The sequence below is a fragment of the Demequina sp. TMPB413 genome (genome assembly GCF_020447105.2).
GTDB lineage: Bacteria > Actinomycetota > Actinomycetes > Actinomycetales > Demequinaceae > Demequina.
The window spans coordinates 1,781,564-1,803,661 of sequence record NZ_CP096184.1; the positions used below are offsets into that span (position 1 = coordinate 1,781,564).

Here is a 22,098-nt window from a genome sequence, read left to right on the forward strand (position 1 = left end):
ATATGCAATCGGAGTGTCATGTGACGTAGATCACACTTTGAGCACAAAAGGCCCGTTGCTGACCAAAACGCGCGCCTTGTCTGTGTCACATGACAGAGTGTGGGCATGGAGTACTTGATTGCCGTTGTAGCAGGCATTGCAGGAATCGCTATCGGTTACTTGCTGGGCGCGCTGCGCACCGCATCGGCCACTCGCGACGCCGATGCCAGAGTGGCAGAGGCCCGTTCGGCGCTCGACGTCGAACGCGCCAGGGCGGTGGATTTCGAGCGTCGCATTGTCGAGACCGCCGAGGCCGCGGCAAGGCGAGAGGCGGCGCTCACTGAGGCTCACGACAAGTACGTGCTGCAGATTAGGGGCGATCAAGAGACCCTCCGGCGAGAGTTCCAGGCTCTGTCTGCGGAGACCCTCAAGGCCAGCCAAGAGCAATTGCTCGCCGTGGCGCAAGAGCGGTTGAGTAGGGAACGGCAGGCGGCCGACGCTGAACTGGCCAAGCGCGAGCAGTCGGTCAAGACCATGGTCGAGCCCATCGCAAAGGCCCTTCTCGAGGTTCAGCGCCAGACAACAGAGACCGACAGGAGTCGAGCCGAAGGGCAGGCCGCACTCGCCCAACAAGTGCGCCAGATGCTCGACGCCTCGGAAAAACTCGACAAGAAGACATCGGATTTCATCAACACCTTGCGCCGCTCAGACGTGCGAGGGAACTGGGGAGAGGTGCAATTGCGCCGAGTTGTCGAACTCTCCGGCATGGTGAACCACGTCGATTTCGAGGAGCAAGAGAACGTCAAGGACGCTGAGGGCAAGAACTTGCGTCCGGACATGACGGTCAAACTCGCCGGCGGCAGGACCATTGTTGTCGATTCCAAGGTCGCCCTTTCGGCACTGCTGGAGGCCTTCGAGACCGATGACGAGGTGGTGAGGGCCGAACGCCTGCTCGCGCACGCGCGCCACGTCAAGAAGCACGTGGACGACCTCGCCTCCAAGAAGTACTGGGACATGTTCGACTCTGCGCCGGAGTTCGTGGTGATGTTCGTGCCTTCTGAGGCCTTCTATCAAAGCGCTCTCGAGCAAGACCGAGGGTTGCAGGAGTACGCGTTCGCCAAGCGCGTGGTCATCGCAACGCCCACCACGTTGGTGGCGATGCTGCGCACCGTCGCGCACGCCTGGAAAGAGGACACGCTCGCCAAGAACGCCCAGCAAGTCCTCGCGACCGGCAAGGAACTCTACGACCGCCTGATCACCATGGGCGGCCACTTGGCGCGCGTCGGCAAGGCGCTAGAGGGCGCAGGCAAGGCCTACAACGCCACGGTCGCTTCCATGGAATCGCGGGTGCTCGTCAGCGCGCGGAAGTTTGGCGAAATGCAAGAGATCAGCGGTGCCATCGAGGAGTCGAACCCAGTACACCTCGATATTCGACAGATTGCCTCGCCTGAGTTCGACGCTGGAGACGAGCCGACGACCTAGGCGCTCGCGGCCGCCTCGCGCTGCTTCAGATCGGCACGAATCTCGCGTGGCAGCGAGAACATCAGGTCCTCCGTCGCGGTGCGCACCTCTTCCACCGTCTCGAAGCCGCGCGCGGCGAGAGCGTCGAGCACGTCGCGCACCAAGATCTCAGGAACAGACGCACCAGACGTGACGCCCACGGTGCTCACGCCGTCGAACCACTCGTCGCGCAGCTCGCGGGCCCTGTCGATGCGGAACGAAGAGTCGGCACCTGACTGCAGCGCCACCTCGACAAGGCGCACCGAGTTGGACGAGTTCGCCGAGCCCACCACAATCATGAGTTCAACTTGCGGAGCAATCTTCTTGACCGCCACCTGCCGGTTCTGGGTGGCGTAGCAAATGTCGTCGCTGGGAGGATCCTGAAGTTCTGGGAACTTCTCTCGCAAACGGCGGACCGTCTCCATCGTCTCGTCAACGGACAGGGTGGTCTGGGAAAGCCATACGACGTTGCTCGGATCTGGCACCTCGATGCCCGCTACGTCCTCCGGAGAGTTCACGACGATGGTGTTCTCGGGCGCTTCCCCCGCAGTCCCCTCCACCTCTTCGTGGCCCGTGTGGCCAATGAGCAAGATGGTCTGGTTGTCGCGCGCGAAGCGGACGGCTTCCTTGTGCACCTTGGTGACAAGAGGGCAGGTCGCGTCGATCGTGGTCAGCTGGCGAGCCGCTGCGGCATCGCGCACTGCGGGTGACACGCCATGAGCCGAGAACACGACGCGCGCGCCCTCAGGCACCTCGTCGGTCTCCGAGACAAAGATGGCTCCGCGCTCCGTCAACGTTTCGACCACGTACTTGTTGTGGACGATCTCTTTGCGAACGTAAATGGGGGCGCCGTGCAGTTCAAGCGCCTTTTCCACGGCGATGACGGCCCTGTCAACGCCGGCACAGTATCCGCGCGGCGCGGCGAGAAGGACTCGCTGGGTGGTGCTGGGAGGCATGTTCTCCATCCTACGTGGCAGGCTTGGACGGTGGCCCACGCTCAAGGAGACAACGAACCCGCACCGCACATCCTTCCCGCGGCCACCATCTCGCTCGCAGGCACCGCTGCGGACACGTCGGCGGAACGACCCTGGCCGGTGCGCCACCTGAGCCCAAAGATCGGCGAGTACATCGCGCGTATGAGTCCCGTCTGGGTCGAGGGGCAGGTACTCAACGTCAAGCGCTGGCGTCACCTCGTGTTTCTCACGTTGCGTGACACAGAAGAGAACATGTCGCTCAAGGCCACGCTTCCTGCGTCAGAGGTCGACGCACTTGGCGTTCCCCTGAAGGACGGGGCGCGCGTGGTGGTCCACGCCAAGCCGCAGTGGTGGCCAAGGGGCGGAGACCTTCAGATGGTCGGCGACCAGGTGCGTTCCGTTGGCCTCGGGGACCTGCTCGCGCGCATCGAAGCTCTCAAGGCGGCGCTGGCAGCGGAGGGACTCTTCTCGCCCGACCGCAAGGTGCCCTTACCGATGATTCCCCGCCGCATCGGCCTGGTGGTCGCGACTCAAGGCGACGCAGAGCATGACGTGGTCACCAACGCGACCGCCCGATGGCCAGCTGCTCGGTTCGAGATCAGGCGGGTTACCGTCCAGGGACCGCGCGCCGTCGCAGACGTCTCAGCTGCCCTCCAAGAGCTTGACGCGCTACCCGACGTTGACGTCATCGTCGTCGCTCGAGGCGGCGGATCCTTGGAGGACCTGCTCGCCTTCAGCGACGAGAAGTTGGTGCGCGTCGCCGGAGCGGTCCTCACCCCTCTGGTGAGCGCCATTGGGCACGAGATGGACAGCCCGCTCCTCGATCTCGTGGCCGACTATCGCGCGTCGACGCCCACCGATGCGGGAAAGCGCGTCGTGCCCGACGCCGCCGCCGAGGGCGAACGGCTCGCTGGAGCCCGTGCACTCATGGTCGCCGCGGTGACAGCGCGAGTTGGCCGCGAGCGCGAACGTCTGGCTGACCTTCGCGCGCGGCCTGTGCTCAGTCAGCCGGTGCGCATGCTCGAACCTCACCGCGACAAACTCCACCACCTGCGCGCGACTCTGCGTACGGCCACTACCACCACGGTTGCCCGCGCGCGCGGCGAACTGGCCTCCGCCACGGCATCCTTGCGCGCACTCAGCCCGCAATCGACGCTCGATCGCGGCTACGCAGTGGTCAGGGACTCGGCCGGAAGAGTCATCACGTCATCGGACGACGTCGCTGTGGGCGACGACGTCTTGGTACGCCTTGCCTCAGGCGGGCTTGGCGCACGCGTGACCGAGGTGTCACCGCCGTCCTAGCGTGTGAGGACTAGCCGCGCAGCGCGGCGAGCCCTCCGAGAATGCCTGTCTTGGTGCCGGACTTCGACAGCCGCGCCTTCGCAGGGCCGTAGGCGTCCTTGTGCTTTCCTCTCATGACGCGCGCGATGACAGAGTCGGGGACCGAGTCATTCGCGATGAGCGCGAAGACCACCTCTGCCGCATTGTCAGTGGCAAGGTCGCGCAGCACCTCTTCAGGGATTCCCGGTCGCGGGTTGCGAGCCACACCGGCTCGCACCACATGCGCTTCGTCGCGCGCCAACTGGAGAATGATCGTCAGCGGAGTGTTCGGGTGTGCGGCTGCTGCTGCGCGAACCGTAGCCTGCTCCGACCGCGCCAATTGGGCGAGGTCGTTGTCCGACAGGCTCGGGTCTAGCGGTCCTGGTAGCGCGGCGCGCGAGTGATCGTTGGCCATGGTGTCACCTCATTGTGAGCAGTGGCGGAAGATGTGCACTTTTCTTCCATCGTGTACGTCATGAGAGGACCGAAGTCCCGGACTATGACGCGATAACGTGAGCACGTGACAAAAAAGATGCCGCCAGCAGACGATCTGACCTATGAACAGGCACGCGATGAGTTGATCGACATCGTCGCGCGCCTTGAGGCAGGGGCAACGACGCTGGACGACTCGATGTCACTGTGGGAGCGAGGCGAAGCCCTCGCGCGCCGCTGCGAAAGCTTGCTCGCCGGTGCAGAAGACACCATCGCCAAGGCCACCGGGAGTGACAGTGACAAGTAATCATGCGTTGATCGTGGGCGAGGCGCTCGTCGACGTGGTCGTCTCGCCAGACGGCGTCTCCGCGACGCATCCCGGGGGATCGCCTGCCAACGTGGCGCTCGGCCTGGGCCGCCTGGGTCGCGACGTCGAGCTCCTCACCTCGCTTGGCGACGACCCTCACGGTGAGTTGGTGCGCGCGCATCTGGAGGCGTCTGGAGTCCGGCTCGCCGCCGGCGCTCCTGCTGCACACACGTCGGTCGCGACCGCCACGATCGACGCCGAGGGTGTGGCCTCTTACGACTTTGACCTCGCGTGGGAGTTGCCCGGCAAGGCGGTGACAAGGCCAACGCCGACGGTGGTGCACACGGGCTCCATCGCTGCGGTCCTCGAGCCGGGAGGAAGCGACGTTGAGGCGTTGCTTCGCGCCGCACGCGCCACCTCGACCATCACCTACGACCCCAATGCCAGGCCCTCGCTGATGGGAGATCCGTCGAGCGCCTTGCGAAGGATTGAAGCATTCGTCGAGCTCGCGGACGTGGTGAAGGTGTCTGACGAAGACCTCGAGTGGCTCATGCCTGGCGCCGACCCGCTCGACGCCGCCCGTCAGTGGGCCGCCGCCAACACGGCGCTCGTCGTCGTCACGCGGGGCGGCGAGGGCTCCATCGCGGTCGCCGCTGGCGAGGCCATTGATGTGCCGCCAGTGCGCGTCCAGGTGGTCGATACGGTCGGCGCAGGAGATTCCTATATGGCCGGCCTGATTGACGGGCTTTGGGAGGCCGGTCTGCTGGGCGCTCAGCGCCGCGATGCGCTCGCAACGGCCCCCCGAGACGTCATCGCCGACGTCCTAGGGCGTTGCGGCCGGATTGCTGCGATCACTGTCTCGCGCGCAGGCGCGAACCCGCCGACGACCGCCGAACTCGCGGCGCCCTAGCGGCGCGAGAGACAGCGCTCAGCGACAAGCCTGACAGTCAACCCGCCGTACACGCTCAGGACAGACGCGCAATCCGCTCAGCCGCGAGCTTGCGAACACCCTTCTTGCCGTCTTCGGCCAACGTGCGAAGGGTGTCGAGAGGAGTCGCCGGGTTCATCGCGAGGGCGATACCCACGTCGGTGTCCTTGTCCGCAGCGAGCATGCCAAGCACCGACTGCGCCTTCACCACGGCTGGGTTGGAAGCGAGCGCGTAGCGGACCTTGGACTTCGAGTCCTGAGCGAGGACGATCATGGCGCTGATGGGCGCGTCTTGGCGCGCCGCGACGCTCTCGCGGATGGAAGCGTCGCGAGAGGAAGCAAGATTGATGAGTTCGAGCGCCGAGGCCTCTTCGCCCTCTTGAATAGCAGCAAGCAGTCGCTGTGGTGGGACGTCGGTCAACGCCATAGTTCCCCCTAGTTCGCTTCTGAAGAGCAACTGAGGAGCACGGTCCGTCACCTTGACAGGTCCCACACCGGAGTCGACGTTCTCAACCCGGCAAATGCCTGGTGATGGAGTCGCCCTCGACGGTTGTGGCTGGGCAGCCGTGTTCAGTGTAACGGCAGCCCCCCGGGACGTTCTACCCGAGGCTCGCCATCAACTCCAGTCGCTACCCATTCGCTGACACAATGGGACCTATGGACTACCGCATTGAGCACGACACGATGGGCGAGGTGCGCGTTCCCGCCGCAGCCCTGTACCGGGCCCAGACCCAGCGCGCCGTCGAGAACTTCCCGATCTCTGGGATCACCCTCACGCGCAGACACATCGAGGCCCTGGCACGTGTGAAGAAGGCTGCCGCACGCGCCAACGTCGAGTTGGGAGTTCTCGAGGCTGGCGTTGCGGAGGCGATCGTTTCCGCGGCCGACGCGGTGGCTGGCGGAGAATACGACGGCGAGTTCCCGGTCGACGTCTTTCAGACGGGTTCTGGCACCAGTTCCAACATGAACATGAACGAGGTTCTTGCCACTCTTGCCACCCGTGGACTGGGCGCCGAGGTTCACCCGAACGACCACGTCAACGCCTCGCAATCGTCCAACGACGTCTTCCCCACGTCGGTGCACGTCGCCGCGACCTCGGCCCTCGTGAACGACCTCGTTCCCGCACTCGATCACCTCGCCTCCTCGCTTGAGGCCAAATCAAGCGAGTTCTCCCAGGTGGTGAAGTCGGGGCGAACCCACCTCATGGATGCCACTCCCGTGACTCTTGGCCAGGAGTTCGGCGGATACGCGGCGGCCGTCAGGCTCGGCATCGAAAGGCTCGAGTCCGCCTTGCCGCGCCTCGCTGAGGTGCCGCTCGGAGGAACGGCGGTGGGAACGGGCATCAACACGCCTCAAGGCTTCCCGCAACGCGTCATTGAGTTGCTGGCAGAAGACACGGGGCTGCCGATCAAGGAGGCCAGGGACCACTTCGAGGCGCAATCCGCACGTGACGCGCTCGTGGAAGTGTCCGGCGCCCTTCGCACCATTGCGGTGAGCCTCACGAAGGTGTGCAACGACTTGCGGTGGATGGGCTCCGGACCCAACACGGGGCTGGGCGAGATCGCGCTACCGGACCTCCAGCCAGGGTCGAGCATCATGCCAGGCAAGGTCAATCCCGTGGTGCCGGAGGCGGTGCTGATGGTGTGTGCGCGCGTCGTGGGCAACGATGCGACCGTCGCGTGGGCGGGAGCCTCGGGAGCCTTCGAACTCAACGTCCAGATCCCTGTCATGGCACTTGGCGTGCTGGAGTCGATGAGTCTGCTCGCCAACTCCACCCGCGTGCTTGCTGACAAAACGGTGTCGGGCATCACGGCCAACGTCGAGCGTGCTCGATTCCTTGCCGAGGCCTCCCCCAGCATCGTCACCCCCCTCAACCGCGTCGTCGGCTACGAGAACGCCGCCGCGATCGCAAAGCACGCCGTGAAGAACGGCGTGACCGTGCGCGAAGCGGTCGAGGCACTCGGCTTCGTCGAGCGCGGAGACGTCACGGAAGCGCAACTTGATGCCCTCCTCGACGTCACCACCATGACGGGCGAGCGGTCGAGACTGCGGCCTTGAGGAACAGCGAGCGAGTTGCCACGGTTGACCCCTGAGGGAGGTACACCATGGCTCACACCCGCGTACTCATTCTTGGCGGAGGCTACGTCGGCCTCTACGCCGCGCTGACGTTGCGCCGAAAGGCCGGCAAGAGCGTCGACATCACCGTGCTTGATCGGCGCCCGTACATGACCTACCAGCCGTTCCTGCCGGAGGCGGCGGCCGGATCGATCGAGCCGCGCCACGCGGTGGTCCCCCTGCGCAAGGAGCTGAACGGCGTCAGGGTGATCCAGGGCAGGGTGACCCAGATCCGGCACGCCGACCGCACGGTCGACGCAGCGACGGACTTTGGCGACACGCTTCACGTGGAGTACGACGAACTGATCGTTGCGCTGGGCTCTGTCGCGCGCACGCTGCCCATCCCTGGACTGAAGGACTTCGCGATCGGCTTCAAGTACGTCGAGGAGGCCATCAACCTGCGCAACAGGGTGCTCGGTCGCATCGCGAGGGCGGCGAGCACCCAGGACCCGCGGCTGCGCAAGCGTCTGCTCACGTTCGTCTTCGTCGGGGGCGGCTTCGCGGGCGTCGAGGCCTTCGCCGAGACGGAGGACATGGCGAAGGCAGCCCTGCGGTACTACCCCGAGATCGACCCCAAGGAACTGCGGTTCATCATGGTCGAAGCGATGGGTCGCATCCTGCCGGAGATGGGGCCAGAAATGGGCGAGTACGCTGCCAAGCAGATGCGGGCGCGAGGCACGGAAGTGCTCATGGAGACCCGTCTTGAGTCTTGCGTCGAGGGGTACGTCGAACTATCGAACGGCGATTCTTTCGAGGCCGACACCGTGGTGTGGACGGCGGGGGTGAAGCCCTCGCCCATCCTCGCCAAGTCCGACCTGCCGCTCGGTCCCAAGGGCCACGTGATCTGCTCGCCGACCCTCCAGGTCACCACCGAGGACGGAGACGTTGTCGCCGGAGCGTGGGCGGCAGGCGACTGCGCGCAAGTGCCCGACCTCACCAAGGACGAGGGAGCGTTCTGCGCACCGAGCGCCCAACACGCAGTGCGCCAGGCGCGGCATCTTGGCAAGAACATCGCACGTCACCTCGACGGCAACGAACTCAAGGACTATCGCCACCATCACCTTGGACTGGTCGCTTCACTCGGACTCAACAAGGGAGTCGCGAACATTCTTGGCGTCAAGCTCAAGGGTTGGCCGGCATGGTTCATGCACCGCACGTACCACCTGATGCAGATTCCCACGGTGAACCGCAAGGCACGCATCGCGCTCGACTGGACGGCCGCTGCGTTCTTCCGCAGGGACTTGGTGTCCATGGGCAGGCTCCACGACCCACGCCGCGCCTTCGAAGAGGCAGCGGGATCGTGACTGGCAGGACCTGATTCGCCCTTAAGACGCCGACGCGATGGTGGGCTTGGACGCCCGGCCGACGCAGCAATCGGTGGGACACACGTCTTGCCACGGGCCAAGCGGGGTGAGCGCCTCACGGGTGAGGGGTTGCCCCTCGCCGACGACGTGGCGCTCCTGAACCAAGTCGATCAGGCCCTCCACAAAGCGCTGGTCAACGCCAACGGTGGGCACGCGAACGGCCGTGAGCCCGCGCGCTTCGCACGTCTCCATCGCCTCGTTGTCCAGGTCCCATGCGACCTCCATGTGGTCGCTGACAAAGCCAAGCGGGGAGATCACCAGCCCAGTAACGTCGGCCGGTAGGGCGTCGATCGCGAGATTGATGTCGGGCTCCAGCCACGGCACCCGTGGATCGCCGGAGCGCGACTGGTACACGAGGGACCAATCAACTCCAGGGAACTCATCCGCGATCGCATCCATGACGAGCGTCGCGACCGCGCGCTGCTGCGTGGCGTACCAACCGCCGCCAGCGTTCCATTCTTCGCCGCCACCAACCGGCACGGGAGTACCGTCCGGCAACGACTCCCTGGGACCGGACGAGTCGGCTGCGGCCGACGGGATCGAGTGGGTGGCGAACATGACGTGCGGGTTCGCGCCCTTGCCGTCAGTCGCAAGCGCCCGTAGGCCGTTTCGCACCGCGTCGATATTGGGGTTCACAAAGCCGGGGTGGTCGAAGTACTGGCGCACCTTGTCGAGCACGAGTTCGCCCTCGAGCCCCGCCTCTGCCAGGGCAGCGGCCAGATCCTCCCGGTAGGCGCGGCAACCGGAGTAGCTCGAGAACGCGGTGGTCACCAGCACGAGAACCCGCCTGTGCCCGTCGGCGTGGAGTTCCTTGAGTGCGTCGGTGAAGTACGGCTCCCAGAAGCGATTGCCCCAATAGACGGGCAAGCCGAGACCGCGCTTGGCTATCTCCCCCTCGAGTGCGACCTTGAGGTCCCTGTTTTGCTGGTTGATGGGGCTCACGCCGCCAAAATGCCGATAGTGGTGCGAGACCTCTTCGAGGCGCTCGTCAGGCACCCCGCGCCCGCGCGTCACGTTGCGCAGGTAGGGAATCACTTGCTCTTGACCCTCTGGGCCCCCGAATCCGGCGAGCAGGATGCAGTCGTACGCCGCCGGGGCGACCGTGCGCTGTGCCGCGGCGAGCGGCGGCAAGGTCTCGGTCATGCCGCCAACACCTCCACCGCTTCGGCCGTGGTGACGCGCTTGCCCGTGTAGAAGGGCAACTCGTGACGCACGTGCAGTCGGGCCTGTGTGTACCGCAGGTCACGCATCATGTCCACCAGTTCGGTGACGTCGTCGGCTTCCATGGGCAGCAGCCACTCGTAGTCGCCCAGGGCGAAGGCTGCCACCGTGTTGGCGATGACGCCCGTGAACTTGGCACCAGCGACGCCGTGCTCGCGCAGCATCTGGGAGCGCTCGTCCTCTGGCAGCAGGTACCACTCGTAAGACCGCACAAAGGGATAGACCGTGAGCCAGTCGCGAGCGCGTTCCCCTCGCAAGAAGCCAGGCACGTGCGCGCGGTTGAACTCCGCCGCCCTGTGGACCCCTGCCGCTGACCACGTCAGCGTCGTGTCCGCCAACAGCGAGGTCGCCCGCAAGTCTCGCAACGCCAACTGCAGGTCCTCCAGCCGCGGGCCGTGGAGCCACAGCATGATGGCGCCATCAGCACGCAGTCCCGAGACGTCGTACATTCCTCGCAGCGTCACGTCGTGATCGGCCAGATCGGCGATCGCGGCGTCGGCTTGCTCGACGATCTCCGCGAGTTCTTCGTCTGGTGCGTCAAGGAAGCCGTCAAGGACGGAGAACAGGGTGAAGCCCTCTGGCTGATCAGTCATGGTGTCAGTGTCTCTCTACCGGGCCGTTCAGGTGAAATCGGCGCTCTCGTCGGCCGCAACAATGGCTGCGAGCCCGCTCAGGCCAGCGGCTGAGCCCACCAGATGGACGCCGGGACGAGGTTGTCTGTCGGCGACGGCCGCTGGACTCGCGTCAGGCCATTCGACCTGCTCGATCCCAGCCACCTGCTCGGCGCTCAGTTCAACGCCCAGCAGTCGGGAGGCGTCGGCGAGAGCATGAGACCGGACGTCCTCACCGGGCGTGACCGCATAGGAGAGCCGCAACACGTGGCGCCCCTGGGGCAATCGGGAAGCGAGCCACGGCCATTTGGCGCTCGCATGGGTGAGCGCCTTCGCGCGAGTGGCGGATTGCCGCACGAGCACTCCTGTGCCGCGTGGAGCCGCATCCAGCGCGGGGGCATCGAGCACCATCACCACGATCGCCACACACCGAGCCGGTGTGGCGTCTTCATTCATGACGGCGGCGAGCCTGTGGCGAGGGACCGCCACGACCACGGCGTCGGCCTCGATGGGCCCTTCGTTTGTCTCGAGGCGCCAACCGTCACCAGCGACGTGGAGGCCCGTGACCGTCACCCCGGTGCGAAGTGCGGCGCCCTTGTGTACGGCATCGGCCGCGACGGCCTTCGCGAGAGTGGCCATCCCACCCACCAGCCCACGCACGGCGGCGCCAGGGGTGCCGAACGCACGCCGCGACCGCGCGGCCCTGATGAGCCCGCCGCGCTCCCGCACGTCTGCGGCAAGACCCGGCGCGATCGCGTCGAGCGGCAAGTCATCGAGGGGTCGGGAGTACACGCCAGACATGACGGGCGCGAGCAGCCTGTCCGTGGCGCGCCTGCCGAGCCGCGTTGCAGCAATACGGCCGACGGTGGCGCCCTCGCCGATATGCGTCGTCGGCAAGAGCAGGTCGAGGCTGGCGCGCAGCGATCCACGCCATCCAAGGATGCGGCGCACGTCAGGAGCGAAGGGCTTGAGCGGTATCCCCAGCCAACCGGTCACCGGCAGGGGGTACGCGGTATCGCGGCCCACGACCCACGCGGGCGCGGTCGTGGGCGAGACGACGGCGTCCGCGAGCCCCAACTCGTTGCACAACCGCTGCACAGCGTCGCCGCGCGTGGCGAAGGATTCCGCACCCGCGTCGAGAGTATGACCAGCGACGTCGATGTGCCGGAGCCTGCCCCCCACCTCGCGGTCCGACTCGAGCAACGTCACCTCATGACCCTCGCCGGCGAGGCGGCGCGCGGCCAACAGACCGGCGATGCCACCGCCGATAACCACCCAGCGCTTGGCTGGGCTAGAGCTCATGCACGAACTCCACGATGCGGGTCAAGACGGCGGGGTCGGCATCTGGCGGCACGCCATGACCGAGATTCACGACGTGCGCGGGGGCGGCGCGGCCGCGCGTCACCACGTCGCGAACGTGCGATTCAATCGCCTCCCAAGGCGCGCCGAGCACGGCAGGGTCGATGTTTCCCTGGAGCGGCACTCCTGGAAGCCTCCGCGCGGCGTCCTCGAGGGGGACCGTCACATCGATGCCCATCGCCGTCGCGCCCGCCGCGTACATGTCCTCCAGCAGGTGCCCCGTGTGGGTGCCGAAGTGAATCCTCGGCACGTCAAGGTCGGCGACGTGGGCAAAGGCCTTGGCGGAGGCAGGCGCGCAGTGCGCGGCGTAGCGCTCGCGAGGCAGGCTGCCAGCCCACGAGTCGAACAGCTGAACGGCACTGGCTCCCGCGAGAACTTGAGCCCTCAAGAACAGACCAGCGGCGTCGGCCGCCCAGGCCATCAGGGCATCCCATGCCTCAGGGTCGGAGATCATCAGCCGCCTCGCGGCCAAGTGGTCGCGCGAGGGCCTGCCCTCCACCATGTAGGCCGCGAGTGTGAAAGGTGCCCCGGCGAAGCCGATGAGCGGAACGTCGCCCAATTGTTCGAGCGAAGCGGTCACGGAAGAGCGAACAACGTCGAGCGATCGATCAAAGGTTCCGCCGTCCCCCGCCGCGCCCAAGGGAGGCAGTGCGGCGATGTCGGCCGCTCCTGCAATCGGCTTGCCAAAGACGGGACCCACTCCAGGCTCGATGGCAACATCGACGCCCGCGAGGAGCAGCGGCACCACAATGTCGGAGAAGAAGATGCCTGCGTCGACCCCGTGGCGGCGCACGGGTTGAGCCGTAATCTCGGCCACGAGGGCCGGGTTCACGCAGGCCTCGAGCATGGTGGTGCCTTGCCGCGCTTGCCGGTACTCAGGCAGCGACCGGCCTGCCTGGCGCATGAACCATACGGGGGTGCGTTCAGGGCGATCCCCCCGCAGCGCGCGAATCAGGTCAGACGCCGCGGCGTGGCCTGCGACAAGGGGGTGGGAGTCGGGGAGAGTCATGACTTGATTCTCCCCCACTCGCGGGCATGTCAGAATTGACGGATGGCATTGCTGTCCCTTGTGGCGAGCCACCACAACAGAGACCTGAACACCCTGGAACAGCTCAGCGTCGGCGCTGAGCGTCTGGGGAGCACCGTCCTTGGCTCCACGGTGACGGGTGCCGTCGTGCTGCCTACGTGCAATCGCTTCGAGGTCTACCTTGACGTCGCCGACCCCGCACAGGCGCGCGCGGAGGTGGTTGCGGCGCTGTCCTCGATGACCGCACTCGACATCGACGCGATCAACGCCTCGCTCGTGGCCTACGAGGGCGACGACGCCGTCGAACACCTCATGTCCGTCTCCGCTGGCCTGGAATCGATGGTCGTGGGCGAACGCGAGATCTCCGGCCAAGTGCGTCGCGCGCACATCGATGCCCGCGAGTCAGGCCACCTCTCCCCCGCCCTCGATCGCCTCTTCCAGTCGGCGCTACGCACCGCGCGGGTCGTCGCCTCCTCGACGGGTCTTGGCACGTCGGGACGCTCGGTCATGTCCGTCGCTTTCGACCTGGCCGACCCGACGGTCGCGTGGCGCGGCGCGAGCGCCCTGGTCGTAGGAACGGGGGCCCTCGCGGAGACGGGGATTGGCGTCCTTCGAGGCCGCGGCGCACGCCTTGCAGGGGTGTACTCACCGTCCGGCCGCGCGGAGGATTTCGCTGAGCGCCATAACATCCCCGTGGTGACACCGGAGAGCCTGGTGGCCGCCCTCGAGGAGGCTGACGTGGTGCTCGCGTGCTCTGGCGGCGAGTCCATCGTGCTGACGCCTACGCTCGTGGCGCAGGCCATGAGCGAGCGCAGCCACCCGCTGACACTCATCGATCTTGCTCTTCACCGCGACGTGGCCACAGGCGTCGAACTGTTGCGTGACGTCCACGTGGTGCGACTCGAAGACGTCAAGTCGCACGCCCCAGAGGAGTCGATGGCCGCCCTCGAGTCAGCTCGAGCGATCGTGGCCCACGCCGTGGCACGCTTCTCGACAGGCGAGTCCGGCCGCTCTGTTGACCCGGCCATCGTCGCTCTGCGTGAGCACGTCTTTGGCCTGCTCGAACGCGAGGTCGCACGCGCGCGGCCGCTGCCAGGGGACGACGAGGCCGCCTACGCGCAAGCCGCGGCCACCGAGGCGGCCCTCAGGCACTTCGCGAAGGCCCTCCTCCACACGCCCACGGTGAGGGCAAAGGAGCTCGCAGAGTCAGGACAGACCGCCGAGTACTTGAGTGCGCTCAGCATTCTGTACGGCCTCGACGTCGCCGTGCCAGATGACGCCTGCCCCGCCCAGGAGATCGACTCTTCCGACGACTAAGGCGGCCGACGCGTCGGCCGGGTTCTGCCGGGACTCCCGCTACAGGTCCAGGCGCTCGAGCATGTCGGTCACCAGAGCGGCCACGGCCGACCTCTCGGAACGCTCGAGGGTGACGTGCGCGAACAGCGGGTGACCCTTGAGGGCCTCGATCACAGCCGCGATGCCATCGTGGCGTCCCACGCGGAGGTTGTCGCGCTGGGCGACGTCGTGAGTGAGCACCACCCGTGAGTCGCGCCCGATGCGGCTCAGCATGGTCAGCAGCACGTTGCGTTCGAGTGACTGGGCCTCGTCGACAATCACGAAGGCGTCGTGCAATGAGCGCCCGCGAATGTGCGTCAGGGGCAGCACCTCGAGCATGCCGCGAGCCATGACCTCTTCGACCACCTCGGAGCTCACCACGGCGCCCAAGGTGTCGAACACGGCTTGAGCCCACGGATTCATCTTTTCCGCCTCGGAACCTGGCAGGTAACCCAGCTCCTGACCGCCCACGGCGTACAGCGGGCGGAACACCATGATCTTCTTGTGCTGCCGCCGCTCCATGACTGCTTCGAGGCCTGCACACAGCGCGAGTGCCGACTTTCCGGTGCCGGCGCGGCCACCCATCGAGACGATGCCGATCGAATCATCCATGAGCAGGTCGAGGGCGATGCGCTGCTCTGCGGATCGACCATGCAGGCCGAACACTTCAAGGTCGCCGCGCACCAGCCTGACCGCGCCGTCCTCTGTCACCCGGCCCAGCGCCGAACCCCGAGCGGAATGCATCACAAGGCCCGTGTGGACGGGAAGCGTGGCCACGTCCTCACCCGACTCATCGGCAGAGGGCGCCGCGATCGTCTCCGCCTCCCACAGCGTCGCCATCTGGTCCTCGCTCAACTGAATCTCGCGCATGCCCGTCCACCCGGACTCGACCGCGAGTTCTGCCCTGTACTCCTCCGCCTCCATCCCAAGAGCGGAGGCCTTGACCCGCATCGGCAAGTCCTTGGACACGACCGTCACGGCGTTGCGCTCCGCCCGCAGGCTCGCGGCCACTGACAGGATTCGCGTGTCGTTGTCGCCTAGCCTGAAGCCGCTCGGCAACACGCTGGGGTCGGTGTGGTTGAGTTCGACGCGTAGCGTGCCGCCCACGTCGTTGACAGGGATCGCCTGGTTGAGGGTGCCGTGCTGAACTCGCAGATCATCGAGAGCGCGCAGCGCCGATCGGGCGAAGTAGCCGAGTTCAGGGTGGTGACGCTTGGCCTCGAGTTCCGTGATGACCACGACGGGAAGCACTACCGAGTGCTCCGCGAAGCGCTTGAGCGCGCGTGGATCCGACAGGAGAACAGACGTGTCGAGAACGAAGGTGCGAACCCCCACCTGGGTGGGGACTGCTGCGCTGGTCTCGGTGCTGGTGTGGGTCACGGGCTCTCCCGGCGAGTCAGGCCGCGGGGCGCCCATCGCCCAGCGGCGAGGGGGTCAGAACGGTCCCGGTTGGGGCCGCCTTCTGTGAAGTACCACGTTGCCGACGCTACGCCCGAGTGCGTAGAACGGCTTGAGACACGCCGGATGTCATCTGTTCGTCACCTACGCCCCTTGACCCGGGCGCGCCGCCCCCGCAAGTGGCTCGATTCGTACCGCGACACGCCGCCCACCGGCCTTAAGTGGCTCGATTCGTACCGAATCTCGCGACACCCGCGCCGCGATGGCTCAACCCGTGCCGCTAGACAGACCCTGCTAGCGCCCACGCCTGCGCTCCCGCTGCGCGTAACTGCGCAGCGCACGAAGAAAGTCAACGCGGCGAAAGTCGGGCCAGTACGCGTCGCAAAAGTAGAACTCGGTGTGCGCGCTCTGCCACATCAAGAAGCCGCTGAGCCGTTGCTCGCCTGAGGTGCGGATCACCAGGTCGGGGTCCGGCTGACCCTTGGTGTAGAGGTGCTCGGCAATGTGCTCGACCGAGAACTGCTCGGCAACTTCCTCGAGCGAGTGCCCTGCCTCGACCCCTGCGAGCAGGAAGGACCGCACGGCGTCGGCGATCTCGTGGCGCCCCCCGTAGCCAACGGCCACGTTGACGTGGAGCGCCGTCGCGTCCTTAGTGGACTCAACGGCCGCGTTCAGCCGTTCCGTGACGTCCTCAGGCAACAACGACGAGTCGCCGACGTGCTGCAGGCGCCAGCGGCCATCGCGAGCGAGGCGTTCAATCGCGCCGACGATGATCTCCAGCAGATCGCCGAGCTCGGCCCTGTCGCGACCGAGGTTGTCGGTGGAAAGCATCCACAGCGTGACCACCTGCACGCCGCTTTCTTGAGACCACTCGAGCACCTCGGTGATCTTGTCGGCTCCCCGCTGGTGCCCATGCGCAGCGCTCGCGCCGCTCAGCTTGGCCCATCGCCTGTTGCCGTCGAGAATGACGCCGATGTGACACGGCCCTGATCCGCGAGCCTTGAGGTCGCGCGACAAGAGTGCTTCGTACCCCCGGTACGCCGCGTTACGAATCCCCATGCATATCCTCCGCACATGATGCTACGGCGAATTGCGCCAACGCCAACCTACGGTATCGTAGGTTAGTGGCCAAAACATCGCCCAACGCGGGGCCAGAGACCGCGCCGAACGGACACGACACTGCAGCGGCCGACGCCGCCCTGCCGACGATTGGCAAGCCGCTCCTGCGTGGATGGCTGCACCTTGGCGCCGCTCCCCTCGCCCTCATCGGCGGCATGGCGCTCGTGGTGTTCGCTCCCACTCTTGCCGGCCGCGTCTCGTCGGCGATCTTCACGCTCACTGCCGTCATGCTCTTTGGCACCTCTGCCGTGTACCACCGCGGAAACTGGTCGCCCAGGACGCAAGCAGTGCTGCGACGCATGGACCACGCCAACATCTTCCTCATCATCGCAGGCACCTATACGCCATTGTGCGTGATCCTCCTCGATCGCGACACAGCGACGGTCGCCTTGTCGATCGTGTGGACGGGCGCGGTGCTTGGCTTGCTCTCGCGCATCCTGTTCCTCAACGCTCCGCGATGGGTATACGTGCCGATGTACGTCGCGCTGGGATGGGTCGCGGTCGGCTACATCGGGCCTCTGTACGACGCCGGCGGTCTTGCGGTGGTGCTGCTGATCGGCGCTGGCGGTCTTTGCTACACAGTGGGCGCCGTCTTCTACGGCTTCAAGTGGCCCGGCGCCTCAGCGCGCTACTTCGGGTTCCACGAGATCTTCCACTCACTGACCGTCGCTGGATTCGCCTGTCACTACGTCGCCGCCGCTCTCGCCGTCTTCCGCACCTGACGCGGACGTCCGTCCGCCCTCCCGATCGAGGCGAGCCTGCTGCTCCCTCTCGGCGTCCCTACGGACCTTGCGCAAGTGCTTGGACAGCGAGCGGTAGATGAGGAAGATGGCAAGAGCCATCACGAACGTCGCCAAAAAGCCCCAGAATCCGGGGCCGACTTGGTAGTAGTTGGGATCCACAATGCCTCCGGGGACTATCCTGCCTCACAATGAGTACTGACGATTTCCTCGAGGATGACGCTCCCACAAGGGCGCGGCTGTCGACGCGCGCCAAGTGGCTGATCGGCGTCGGCCTCGCAGCGCTCACTGCGGTATCCGCCTTGTGGGCGTGGTGGATCGCCGACCAGCCGGTGCGCTGGCAAGAGGTGGGCTTCAACATCGCGTCCCCCACCGAGGCGAGCGTCACGTACGACGTCTTCTTGTATAGCGACGACGCCGTGACCTGCCACGTGCAGGCGCTCAACGTGCGCTTTGCAGAGGTGGGCGTCACGACGGCACGCATCGATCCGGCCGACGGCACGGAGCAGCGGGTCACCACCACCATGGCCACCACGGAAGAGGCCACGACGGCCGTGGTGGAGTACTGCGAGGCCGACTAGCGCGCGTTGTCCACAGGCCCTGATTGTCCTCCTGGCAGGGACTTCGTTATCCTTGATCATTTCGCCACGAAGGAAGTGATGATGACCGAGCAGAACAGTACCTGGCTGACCCAAGAGGCGTTCGACCGTCTGCAGCAGGAGTACGACCACCTGGTGAAGGTGGGGCGCGTCGCCATCGCGAACGAAATTGACGAGCGACGCCAAGAGGGTGACCTCAAAGAGAACGGCGGCTATCACGCCGCTCGCGAAGAGCAGGCGAAGCAAGAGGCCCGTATCCAGCAGTTGCGCGGCATCCTTGAGTCAGCGCACGTGGGCGAGCCCTCGACAGACGGCAGCGTTCAGTCGGGCTCAGTGGTCAACGCCAAGGTCGCCGGTAGGGACATGCGTTTCCTCGTGGGATCACGCGAGGTCGCGGAGGGAACGGACCTGGACGTCTTCAGCGCGCAGTCTCCGCTTGGTGAGGCCTTGATCGGCCACAAGGCTGGCGAGACCACGAGCTATCTTGCGCCCAATGGCAACGAGATCAAGGTCGAGATCGTCATGGTGGAGCCTTTCACCGGATAGCCCGCTCGCGCGGCGATGACACGCGGCCTATCGCCGCCCGTTGAACCGCCACCAGCGTCAGCGTCGTTCAAGCAGCACTGCAGCCTCGAAGTGCTCCGTCTGCGGGAACATGTCGAGCAGTCGCGCGCGCACGGGCACGAGCGACGGCATCGCGCGCAGATCCCTCGCGAGCGTCTCCGCATTGCAGCTCGAATACACCACGCGCGGAACGCCACTGTGCTCGAGCCAGCGCGCGAGTTCGGCGCCGATTCCGCGTCGCGGCGGATTCACGATCACCACATCGGGCACTCGCGCCGAGGCGGAGTCCCCCTGAGCCAGCGCCCACTGGGTGGCGTCGGCCGCGACAAAGTGCGCTCTCTGAGCGCCAGGCACGCCGCTTTCGGCCAACGCCCTGGCGCTTGATTGCGCGCTGACCACAGCCTGAGTCGACGACTCGACGCCTGTCACTGTGCGACCGTCGGCGAGGCAGTGGAGCGCGAAGCCACCGACGCCGCAGTAGAGGTCCCACACGTCGCTTGGCCGTGACTCGTGCACCCACGCTGAGACCAGAGAGTAGAGCGCCCCCGCGACATCGGTGTTGGTCTGGAAAAAGCTCTGGGGGCGTAGCCGCAGAGTCACGTCGCCAAGGTCCATAGGAAGTTCGTCAAGGGACGTCAGCACGATCTCTCGCTCCCCCTCGATCACCGCCCGGTGTTCAGGCAACACGTTCACGGTCACCACCGTGAGCGCTGGCAACTGCTCCTGCAGCCAGGGCAAGTGCTTGCGGATCCGCGAGAGCGCCTCGGTGGAGCGGAGGACAAAACGCGCCATGAGACCGCCGGAAGGAGAGACGGTCACGACGATGTGCTTGAGCTCTCCGCGGCGTTCAGGGACCGCATAGGGCTCCACACCCGCGACCGACACGAACGCCGCCAGCGCGGGAAAGGCCGCCGTCAGCCGAGAGTCGTACAGCGGGCAATCGCGCAGGTCCACTCCACGACCCTGGGCGTCGAGGATGCCGATCGTGGGGGCGTCGGCGCTGCCCGCTACCACCATCTTGGCTTTGGTCCTGAAGCCAGACTCGGGCCCGACCACCGGTTCTTGCCACGCGATGGAGGCGTCGCCGTCGGGGAGGCTCTCGCCCAGCAGACGCTCGAGTGTGGCCTGCTTGGACTCCACCTGTCGTACGTAGGGCGTCTCAATGAGTGTGCAGGAACGACAACGGCCAGAGTCGTAGGCGAGGCACTCCATGGTGAATGGCGCCGATGCTAGCGTCGGCGGCGCTTGCGCACCTTGATTTGTGACGTGGTCACTTTGGTGCGCGCACGCCTCAGTGCCTCGCGAGAGCGCTCGGCCATGAGCGGTATCTGGCCGGTGATCGGCGGGAAAGGTTCCTCCTTAGCCGCGACGTACTCCTTATGAAGGCCACGCGCGAACGCCGTGGTGAAGGCGAGAATCGGCACCGCGATGACCGCGCCTGCGAGACCGGCGAGCAGAGTTCCCGACGACACCGCGAGGAGGATCGCCATGGGATGGACGGACGCGGCCTTACCGAACAGCCAGGGGTAGAGGACGTTTCCTTCAGTCTGCTGAACAAAGAGCACGATGATGAGCATGAGCAGCGCCGTGGTCCAGCCGCCATCGACGAGCGCCACCAACACGGCAAGCGCACCGGAGATCGCGGCACCGAACATCGGGATGAAGGAGAAGAGGAACACGGCAATGGCGATGGGAAGTGCCAGTGGGACCCCGAGGATCCAGGCTCCTGTCCCGATGCCGACGGCGTCGATGAACGCTACGAGCACCGATGTCTGGGTGTAGCGACGCAAAGTCGTCCAGCCAGCCTGACCCGCGCGGTCGATGCTCGCCTGGGCTCCCTTGGGCGCAATCCTCACAAAGAAGGACCAGATGGTCGCTCCGTCACGCAAGAAGAAGAACAGCGACAGCAGCGCGAGCACGATTCCCGCGATGAGGGCGGTGAGGGTTCCCGTCACGCTCCACGCGCCGGACGCAAGGCCCCACGCGTTGTCGCGAACCGTGCTCATGACCTCATCGACGGCCGTGTTGATCTGCTCGCTTGAGACGTGCAAGGGCCCCTCGACAAGCCAGTCGACAAGCGTGTTGAAGCCCTCTGCCGCAGAGTCGCGGAGCGAGCCAAATCCGGTGACCACGGAGGCGCCAACCGCGAAGGCCAGTCCCAGCACGACCGTGACCAAACCGAGCACCGAGAGCGCCGCTCCGAGGCCGCGCGGAATGCGATGCCGATGCATCCAGTTCACCAGCCGCTCGAGCGGCGCCGCGATCAACAGTGCAATGACCAAGGGCAGCACGATCGCGCTGAGCAGTGTCACGACCTTGGCGATCGCGATGAGCACGATCCCCACCACGATGATGCGCCACGACCACGCGCCAGCCACTCGAAGGGGTAGCGGGACGATGGGCGCCACGGTCTCAGGCTGCGCGTCGACCACCGCGTCAGGAGGGTTCGAGGTCTGCTCGGTTTCGAACTCGTCTGAGGCCATGTCACGAGCGTAGCGTGAGGGCTGGAACACAACGCATGTGCCGCGACGTTGAAGGGGCGGAGGTACACACATGCTTGGTGTCACGAAGACCCAGATGGTCACGAAGGATAGGGCTCTTGAGGGCAGGGACGTCCCCCTGCAGGTCGCGGAACGGCACATGGTGTTGGCCAACCCGCTCAAGGGCCCGTGGCCGGAGGGGATGGAGGTGCTGTACGTCGGCATGGGCTGCTTCTGGGGTGCCGAGCGCATCTTCTGGCAGCTCGACGGCGTGTACTCGACCGCTGCTGGCTACATGGGCGGCTGGACCAAGAACCCCACGTACCAAGAGACGTGCACGTCCCTGACGGGCCACACCGAGGCTGTCCAGGTGGTCTACGACCCCGCCAAGGTGTCGATCGAGACGCTCCTTGCTGCGTTCTGGGAGAACCACGATCCGACGACTCCGAACCGCCAGGGCGGTGATGTCGGCACGCAGTACCGCTCGGCCATCTTCACGACGACGCCCGAGCAACTCAAGGCCGCCGAGGAAAGCAGGGCGACGTACCAAGAGCGCTTGGCGAGCAAGGGCTTCGGCGCCATTTCCACCCAGATCGCCTCAACGGCCGACGCCGGCGACGGGGAGTTCTACTACGCAGAGGACTACCACCAGCAGTATCTGTACAAGAACCCTGGAGGCTACTGCAACCACGGTTTCTGCCAGGTGAGTTACTCCTAGCGGCGCGG

22 protein-coding genes are annotated in these 22,098 nt (G+C 66.0%); 11 read left to right on the forward strand and 11 right to left on the reverse strand.

Annotated features, from left to right (window positions below):
* The first annotated feature begins 105 nt into the window (after positions 1-105).
* Positions 106-1,461 (forward strand): DNA recombination protein RmuC, encoded by a 1,356-nt coding sequence (gene rmuC / locus LGT36_RS08610; protein ID WP_226095975.1) that lies wholly within the window; start codon positions 106-108, stop codon positions 1,459-1,461.
* On the opposite strand, the gene LGT36_RS08615 is transcribed toward rmuC, so the two are convergent.
* Positions 1,458-2,435 (reverse strand): 4-hydroxy-3-methylbut-2-enyl diphosphate reductase, encoded by a 978-nt coding sequence (locus tag LGT36_RS08615; RefSeq protein ID WP_370634265.1) that lies wholly within the window; start codon positions 2,433-2,435, stop codon positions 1,458-1,460. The genes rmuC and LGT36_RS08615 overlap by 4 nt on opposite strands.
* Before the next feature lie 30 nt (positions 2,436-2,465).
* Here LGT36_RS08615 and xseA point away from each other — a divergent pair, with 30 nt between their 5' ends.
* Positions 2,466-3,755, forward strand: coding sequence for an exodeoxyribonuclease VII large subunit (gene xseA, locus LGT36_RS08620; RefSeq protein ID WP_226095973.1), 1,290 nt, complete (start codon positions 2,466-2,468; stop codon positions 3,753-3,755).
* A 10-nt stretch (positions 3,756-3,765) separates the two neighbouring features.
* Here the strand turns inward: xseA and LGT36_RS08625 are convergent, their stop codons facing one another.
* A complete protein-coding gene (locus LGT36_RS08625; RefSeq protein ID WP_226095972.1) occupies positions 3,766-4,188 on the reverse strand; it encodes a hypothetical protein in 423 nt (140 codons plus the stop codon).
* A 105-nt stretch (positions 4,189-4,293) separates the two neighbouring features.
* Between LGT36_RS08625 and LGT36_RS08630 the strand changes: the two genes are divergently transcribed.
* A complete protein-coding gene (locus LGT36_RS08630) occupies positions 4,294-4,512 on the forward strand; it encodes an exodeoxyribonuclease VII small subunit (protein ID WP_370634288.1) in 219 nt (72 codons plus the stop codon).
* On the forward strand, positions 4,502-5,422 hold the full coding sequence (locus LGT36_RS08635) for a carbohydrate kinase (RefSeq protein ID WP_226095971.1): 921 nt from the start codon (positions 4,502-4,504) through the stop codon (positions 5,420-5,422). The genes LGT36_RS08630 and LGT36_RS08635 overlap by 11 nt, the downstream gene beginning before the upstream one ends.
* Positions 5,423-5,477: 55 nt before the next feature.
* On the opposite strand, the gene LGT36_RS08640 is transcribed toward LGT36_RS08635, so the two are convergent.
* Positions 5,478-5,867, reverse strand: coding sequence for a hypothetical protein (locus LGT36_RS08640; RefSeq protein ID WP_226095970.1), 390 nt, complete (start codon positions 5,865-5,867; stop codon positions 5,478-5,480).
* Positions 5,868-6,097: 230 nt separating this feature from the next.
* On the opposite strand from LGT36_RS08640, the gene LGT36_RS08645 reads away from it, so the two are divergent.
* Together LGT36_RS08645 and LGT36_RS08650 are read left to right on the forward strand one after the other, a co-directional pair.
* On the forward strand, positions 6,098-7,498 hold the full coding sequence (locus LGT36_RS08645) for an aspartate ammonia-lyase (protein ID WP_226095969.1): 1,401 nt from the start codon (positions 6,098-6,100) through the stop codon (positions 7,496-7,498).
* Positions 7,499-7,545: 47 nt separating this feature from the next.
* Positions 7,546-8,859 (forward strand): NAD(P)/FAD-dependent oxidoreductase, encoded by a 1,314-nt coding sequence (locus LGT36_RS08650; RefSeq protein WP_226095968.1) that lies wholly within the window; start codon positions 7,546-7,548, stop codon positions 8,857-8,859.
* A 21-nt stretch (positions 8,860-8,880) separates the two neighbouring features.
* On the opposite strand, the gene LGT36_RS08655 is transcribed toward LGT36_RS08650, so the two are convergent.
* Genes LGT36_RS08655 through hemE form a run of 4 tightly spaced genes read right to left on the reverse strand, consistent with a single transcriptional unit; the run spans position 8,881 to position 13,119 of the window.
* Entirely contained in the window at positions 8,881-10,062 is a 1,182-nt protein-coding gene (locus LGT36_RS08655) for a ferrochelatase (RefSeq protein ID WP_226264559.1), read from the reverse strand.
* Entirely contained in the window at positions 10,059-10,733 is a 675-nt protein-coding gene (gene hemQ, locus LGT36_RS08660) for a hydrogen peroxide-dependent heme synthase (RefSeq protein ID WP_226097419.1), read from the reverse strand. The genes LGT36_RS08655 and hemQ overlap by 4 nt, the downstream gene beginning before the upstream one ends.
* A 27-nt stretch (positions 10,734-10,760) precedes the next feature.
* Positions 10,761-12,053, reverse strand: a complete 1,293-nt coding sequence (locus tag LGT36_RS08665; protein ID WP_226097420.1) for an NAD(P)/FAD-dependent oxidoreductase — start codon at positions 12,051-12,053, stop codon at positions 10,761-10,763.
* Positions 12,043-13,119, reverse strand: coding sequence for a uroporphyrinogen decarboxylase (gene hemE, locus LGT36_RS08670; RefSeq protein WP_226097421.1), 1,077 nt, complete (start codon positions 13,117-13,119; stop codon positions 12,043-12,045). The genes LGT36_RS08665 and hemE overlap by 11 nt, the downstream gene beginning before the upstream one ends.
* Positions 13,120-13,161: 42 nt before the next feature.
* Here hemE and LGT36_RS08675 point away from each other — a divergent pair, with 42 nt between their 5' ends.
* Entirely contained in the window at positions 13,162-14,454 is a 1,293-nt protein-coding gene (locus LGT36_RS08675) for a glutamyl-tRNA reductase (protein WP_226097422.1), read from the forward strand.
* Positions 14,455-14,493: 39 nt separating this feature from the next.
* Here LGT36_RS08675 and LGT36_RS08680 read toward each other — a convergent pair whose 3' ends face one another.
* A complete protein-coding gene (locus LGT36_RS08680) occupies positions 14,494-15,888 on the reverse strand; it encodes a PhoH family protein (protein WP_255633216.1) in 1,395 nt (464 codons plus the stop codon).
* Positions 15,889-16,164: 276 nt separating this feature from the next.
* Positions 16,165-16,929, reverse strand: coding sequence for an isoprenyl transferase (locus LGT36_RS08685; protein WP_226097424.1), 765 nt, complete (start codon positions 16,927-16,929; stop codon positions 16,165-16,167).
* 65 nt (positions 16,930-16,994) lie between these two features.
* On the opposite strand from LGT36_RS08685, the gene LGT36_RS08690 reads away from it, so the two are divergent.
* The 3 genes from LGT36_RS08690 (at position 16,995) to greA (ending at position 18,874) form a co-directional block, all read left to right on the forward strand.
* Positions 16,995-17,711, forward strand: a complete 717-nt coding sequence (locus LGT36_RS08690) for a hemolysin III family protein (protein WP_226097425.1) — start codon at positions 16,995-16,997, stop codon at positions 17,709-17,711.
* 209 nt (positions 17,712-17,920) lie between these two features.
* Complete coding sequence (locus LGT36_RS08695) at positions 17,921-18,310, forward strand: DUF4307 domain-containing protein (RefSeq protein WP_226097426.1); 390 nt, start codon at positions 17,921-17,923, stop codon at positions 18,308-18,310.
* A 78-nt stretch (positions 18,311-18,388) separates the two neighbouring features.
* Entirely contained in the window at positions 18,389-18,874 is a 486-nt protein-coding gene (gene greA / locus LGT36_RS08700) for a transcription elongation factor GreA (RefSeq protein WP_370634286.1), read from the forward strand.
* A gap of 57 nt (positions 18,875-18,931) precedes the next feature.
* Here greA and rlmC read toward each other — a convergent pair whose 3' ends face one another.
* Together rlmC and LGT36_RS08710 are read right to left on the reverse strand one after the other, a co-directional pair.
* Positions 18,932-20,104, reverse strand: coding sequence for a 23S rRNA (uracil(747)-C(5))-methyltransferase RlmC (rlmC, locus tag LGT36_RS08705; RefSeq protein ID WP_226097428.1), 1,173 nt, complete (start codon positions 20,102-20,104; stop codon positions 18,932-18,934).
* 17 nt (positions 20,105-20,121) lie between these two features.
* Positions 20,122-21,375, reverse strand: coding sequence for an AI-2E family transporter (locus tag LGT36_RS08710; RefSeq protein ID WP_226097429.1), 1,254 nt, complete (start codon positions 21,373-21,375; stop codon positions 20,122-20,124).
* 70 nt (positions 21,376-21,445) lie between these two features.
* Between LGT36_RS08710 and msrA the strand changes: the two genes are divergently transcribed.
* Positions 21,446-22,090: a peptide-methionine (S)-S-oxide reductase MsrA gene (gene msrA / locus LGT36_RS08715; protein WP_226097430.1), complete on the forward strand. Its 645-nt coding sequence runs from the start codon at positions 21,446-21,448 to the stop codon at positions 22,088-22,090.
* Positions 22,091-22,098: the final 8 nt, after the last annotated feature.